Genomic DNA, 4128 nt, shown 5'->3' with positions numbered 1-4128 from the left:
GGTTTTTTTTTGTATGCGAGCAGGAGAAACTGTTCATAAAAAAAGCGCCGCATGAAGCGACGCTTTTTCATCGTTAAGGTGAGGGACGATTATTCTTCGTCTTCATCATCTTCATGGGAACCGTCAAACTCGATCATCGCAACCTGACCGGAGAGGGCGGTATTGTAACCGCTCAGATATGGTTCTTCTTCCGGCTGCTCGGTCAATGTACCGATTTCGGTAATTTCGGCTTCAGCAAAACCTTCATTGGCAAGGATTTCCAAAGTTGCCTGAATGACATCTTCTTCCGGTTCCGATTTCAACAGGATGTGGACATTGACGGGATCGCTCTCGCCGTCCTTCCATGCATCTGCAATAATGAGAAACACTTCATTCGAATCGGGATTTGTGTCTGACACGGGGCATTCCTTAATTTCCGGTTAAACTTGCCCTGTATCAGGGCCTGAAACGGCTGAATCAGACTGTCTGCATAAAAGATAATCATCCAAAAGGACAGTCGGATAAGGATTCTGCCGGTATTTTATGTGATTTGCATAACAAGTGATGCAATTTCAGACAAAATTACCCGCTTTTAAGGGCTGAAATTCCGATTTGTCTGTCATAAATCAGAAAACTCCGCTGCCGGTCTTGACGAAACGCGCCTTTAAGCGTATCAGCACACCATCTGAGCCGATGTGAGGCTGGCTGTTCCGGAGTGACATACTCTGGAGTTTGTCTCAAACAGGGTTCGTTTTACGATCTAAAATGCAAATTGCCGTTCGCATGAAGGTAACTTCCTCTGCTTTTGTTCGGGCATGCCAGCGCTAGCGTTGGCACAATGTCCGATTTTGTGCATATGCATAACGGTGAAACGGCCCATTTGGGCAAAAGATACGAGTTTATTTAGTAGAGGAAGGTTCAATGCCTACCGTAAACCAGCTGATCCGCAAACCTCGCCAGGCGCAGGTTAAGCGTAATAAGGTTCCTGCTCTGCAGGCAAACCCACAGAAGCGCGGCGTATGTACCCGCGTTTATACAACAACCCCGAAAAAGCCGAACTCGGCGCTGCGTAAAGTAGCAAAGATTCGTCTGACCAACGGCTTTGAAGTTATTGGTTATATTCCGGGTGAAGGTCACAACCTTCAGGAGCACTCGGTAGTTATGATCCGCGGCGGCCGCGTCAAGGATTTGCCGGGTGTGCGTTACCACATCATCCGTGGTGTGCTCGATACCCAGGGTGTTAAAAACCGTAAGCAGCGTCGTTCGCTGTATGGTGCTAAGCGTCCTAAATAATAATTTTCCGGGGATACCGGCCACCTGATCCTCAGGTGAGTTGAGCCCGATGTAATTAAAGAGACAAATATGTCCCGTCGTCACAGTGCTGAAAAGCGTGAAATCAATCCGGATCCAAAGTTTGGTGATCTGGTTGTGACCAAATTCATGAACGCAATTATGCTTCATGGTAAGAAATCTGTTGCAGAGTCCATCGTTTACGGTGCTCTGGATTCTGTTGAAGCGAAAGCTAAGCAGGATGGTCTGGTGATGTTCCATCAGGCGCTCGACAATGTTGCGCCGCATGTGGAAGTGCGCTCCCGCCGTGTTGGTGGTGCGACTTATCAGGTTCCTGTTGATGTTCGCCCTGACCGTCGTCAGGCGCTGGCAATCCGCTGGCTGATCAATGCCGCTCGCAACCGCAACGAAACAACGATGATTGATCGTCTGTCCGGCGAATTGCTTGATGCTGCAAACAACCGTGGTTCGGCTGTTAAGAAGCGTGAAGATACGCACCGTATGGCTGAAGCTAACCGCGCATTCTCGCATTACCGCTGGTAATCGTCGAACTCTATTCAAAGAGCAAATATTATGGCCCGCGAATATAAAATCGAAGACTACCGTAATTTCGGTATTATGGCGCACATCGATGCCGGTAAAACGACAACGACTGAGCGTATCCTGTTCTACACAGGTAAGAACCATAAAATCGGTGAAACGCACGACGGCGCCTCCACAATGGACTGGATGGAGCAGGAGCAGGAACGTGGTATCACGATTACTTCTGCTGCGACCACCACATTCTGGGAAGGCCGTGATGGCAAGAAGCGTCGCTTCAACATCATCGATACTCCTGGTCACGTTGACTTCACGATTGAAGTTGAGCGTTCCCTGCGCGTTCTCGATGGTGCGATCGCACTTCTCGATGCTAACGCCGGTGTAGAGCCGCAGACTGAAACCGTATGGCGTCAGGCTGAGAAATACCACGTACCACGTATGGTTCTTGTCAATAAAATGGACAAGATCGGTGCGGATTTCTATCGCTGCGTAGAAATGATCAAAACCCGTCTGGGTGCAACTGCTCTCGTTATTCAGCTGCCAATCGGTGCTGAAAACGAATTTGGCGGTGTGATCGATCTCGTTGAGATGAAGGCCCTGACATGGGATGGCTCAATCGGCGCTCCGACGCAGGTTGGTGAAATTCCTGCTGACCTTCAGGCAAAAGCAGAAGAATATCGCGAAAAGCTGATCGAAACTGCTGTTGAAATCGATGAAGCTGCAATGGAAGCTTATCTGGAAGGTACTCTGCCAACCAATGATGAGCTGCGTGCGCTGATCCGTAAGGGTACAATTGCTGTTCAGTTCCATCCGGTACTTTGCAGCACCGCGTTCAAGAACAAGGGCATTCAGCCTGTTCTGGATGCAGTTGTTGATTATCTGCCAGCTCCTAACGAAGTGCCTGCGATTAAAGGTATCGACGTAAAGACTGAAACAGAAACAACCCGTGAATCTTCAGACGAAGCTCCGCTTTCTCTGCTCGCATTCAAGATCATGAACGATCCGTTCGTTGGCTCTCTGACCTTCGCACGTATTTACTCGGGTAAGCTGACCAAGGGTGTTTCTCTCGAAAACACTGTTAAGGGTAAGCGCGAACGTATCGGCCGTATGCTGCAGATGCACTCGAACTCCCGTGAAGATATCGAAGAAGCCTTTGCCGGTGACATCGTTGCTCTGGCTGGCCTCAAGGAAACCACAACCGGTGACACGCTCTGCGATCCGCTGAAGCCTGTTATTCTGGAACGTATGGAATTCCCTGATCCGGTTATCGAAATCGCGATTGAACCAAAGACCAAAGCTGACCAGGAAAAGATGGGGATCGCCCTGAACCGTCTGGCTGCTGAAGATCCTTCATTCCGCGTTAAGTCGGACGAAGAATCCGGTCAGACCATTATTGCCGGTATGGGTGAACTTCACCTCGACATTCTGGTTGACCGTATGCGTCGTGAGTTCAAGGTTGAAGCTAACATTGGTCAGCCGCAGGTTGCCTATCGTGAAAGCATCACCCGTAAAGCTGAAATCGACTATACACATAAGAAACAGTCCGGTGGTTCCGGTCAGTTCGCTCGTGTTAAGATCGTATTTGAGCCGCATGAAGGCGATGACTTCATCTTCGATTCCAAGATCGTTGGTGGTGCTGTTCCTAAGGAATACATCCCGGGCGTTCAGAAGGGTATCGAAAGCGTTATGGGTGCAGGTCCTCTGGCAGGCTTCCCGATGCTCGGTGTTAAGGCGACCCTTATCGATGGTGCATACCACGATGTTGACTCGTCTGTTCTGGCCTTCGAAATCGCTGCCCGTGCAGCATTCCGTGAAGGTGCACAGAAAGCCGGCGCTCAGTTGCTCGAACCGATCATGAAGGTCGAAGTCGTGACTCCTGAGGATTACGTTGGTGACGTTATTGGCGATCTGAATTCCCGTCGTGGTCAGATTTCCGGTACTGAAGCCCGTGGTATTGCTACTGTAGTTAACGCAAATGTTCCACTGGCCAGCATGTTTGGTTACGTGAACAACCTGCGCTCGATGTCACAGGGCCGCGCCCAGTACACCATGCAGTTCGACCATTATGAGCCGGTTCCTGCAGCAGTAGCCGCAGAAATCCAGAAGAAGTTTGCGTAAGCCTTTTGGCTTACGCTCGTTAAAATAAGAATGCCTGAGCAGGCTAAATTTATGGAGAGCTCAGATGGCAAAGAGCAAATTTGAACGTACTAAACCACACGTCAACATCGGCACCATCGGTCACGTTGACCATGGTAAGACCTCGTTGACAGCTGCAATCACCAAATTCTTTGGTGACTTCCGCGCTTACGACCAGATCGA

5 protein-coding genes are annotated in these 4128 nt (G+C 49.7%); 4 read left to right on the top strand and 1 reads right to left on the bottom strand.

Annotated features, from left to right (window positions below):
* Positions 1-89: 89 nt before the first annotated feature.
* Entirely contained in the window at positions 90-398 is a 309-nt protein-coding gene (locus A918_RS0104865) for a hypothetical protein (protein WP_022709964.1), read from the bottom strand.
* 502 nt (positions 399-900) lie between these two features.
* Here A918_RS0104865 and rpsL point away from each other — a divergent pair.
* From rpsL to A918_RS21460, 4 genes are all read left to right on the top strand, one after another.
* Positions 901-1272 (top strand): 30S ribosomal protein S12, encoded by a 372-nt coding sequence (rpsL, locus tag A918_RS0104860; RefSeq protein WP_022709963.1) that lies wholly within the window; start codon positions 901-903, stop codon positions 1270-1272.
* Between the two features lie 69 nt (positions 1273-1341).
* On the top strand, positions 1342-1812 hold the full coding sequence (gene rpsG, locus A918_RS0104855; protein WP_022709962.1) for a 30S ribosomal protein S7: 471 nt from the start codon (positions 1342-1344) through the stop codon (positions 1810-1812).
* A gap of 30 nt (positions 1813-1842) precedes the next feature.
* On the top strand, positions 1843-3927 hold the full coding sequence (gene fusA / locus A918_RS0104850; protein WP_022709961.1) for an elongation factor G: 2085 nt from the start codon (positions 1843-1845) through the stop codon (positions 3925-3927).
* A gap of 64 nt (positions 3928-3991) precedes the next feature.
* The coding region (locus tag A918_RS21460; protein ID WP_245257292.1) for a GTP-binding protein at positions 3992-4128 on the top strand (137 nt) is incomplete at its 3' end.

Source organism: Pseudochrobactrum sp. AO18b, from assembly GCF_000409565.1.
Classification (GTDB): Bacteria; Pseudomonadota; Alphaproteobacteria; order Rhizobiales; family Rhizobiaceae; genus Pseudochrobactrum; species Pseudochrobactrum saccharolyticum.
This window is presented reverse-complemented; position numbering and strand designations above follow the sequence as displayed.

Excerpts from the sequence above, each read along its gene's own strand:
- rpsL (WP_022709963.1), top strand. The coding sequence starts at position 901 with ATGCCTACCGTAAACCAGCTGATCCGCAAACCTCGCCAGGCGCAGGTT.
- fusA (WP_022709961.1), top strand. The coding sequence starts at position 1,843 with ATGGCCCGCGAATATAAAATCGAAGACTACCGTAATTTCGGTATTATG.
- rpsG (WP_022709962.1), top strand. The coding sequence starts at position 1,342 with ATGTCCCGTCGTCACAGTGCTGAAAAGCGTGAAATCAATCCGGATCCA.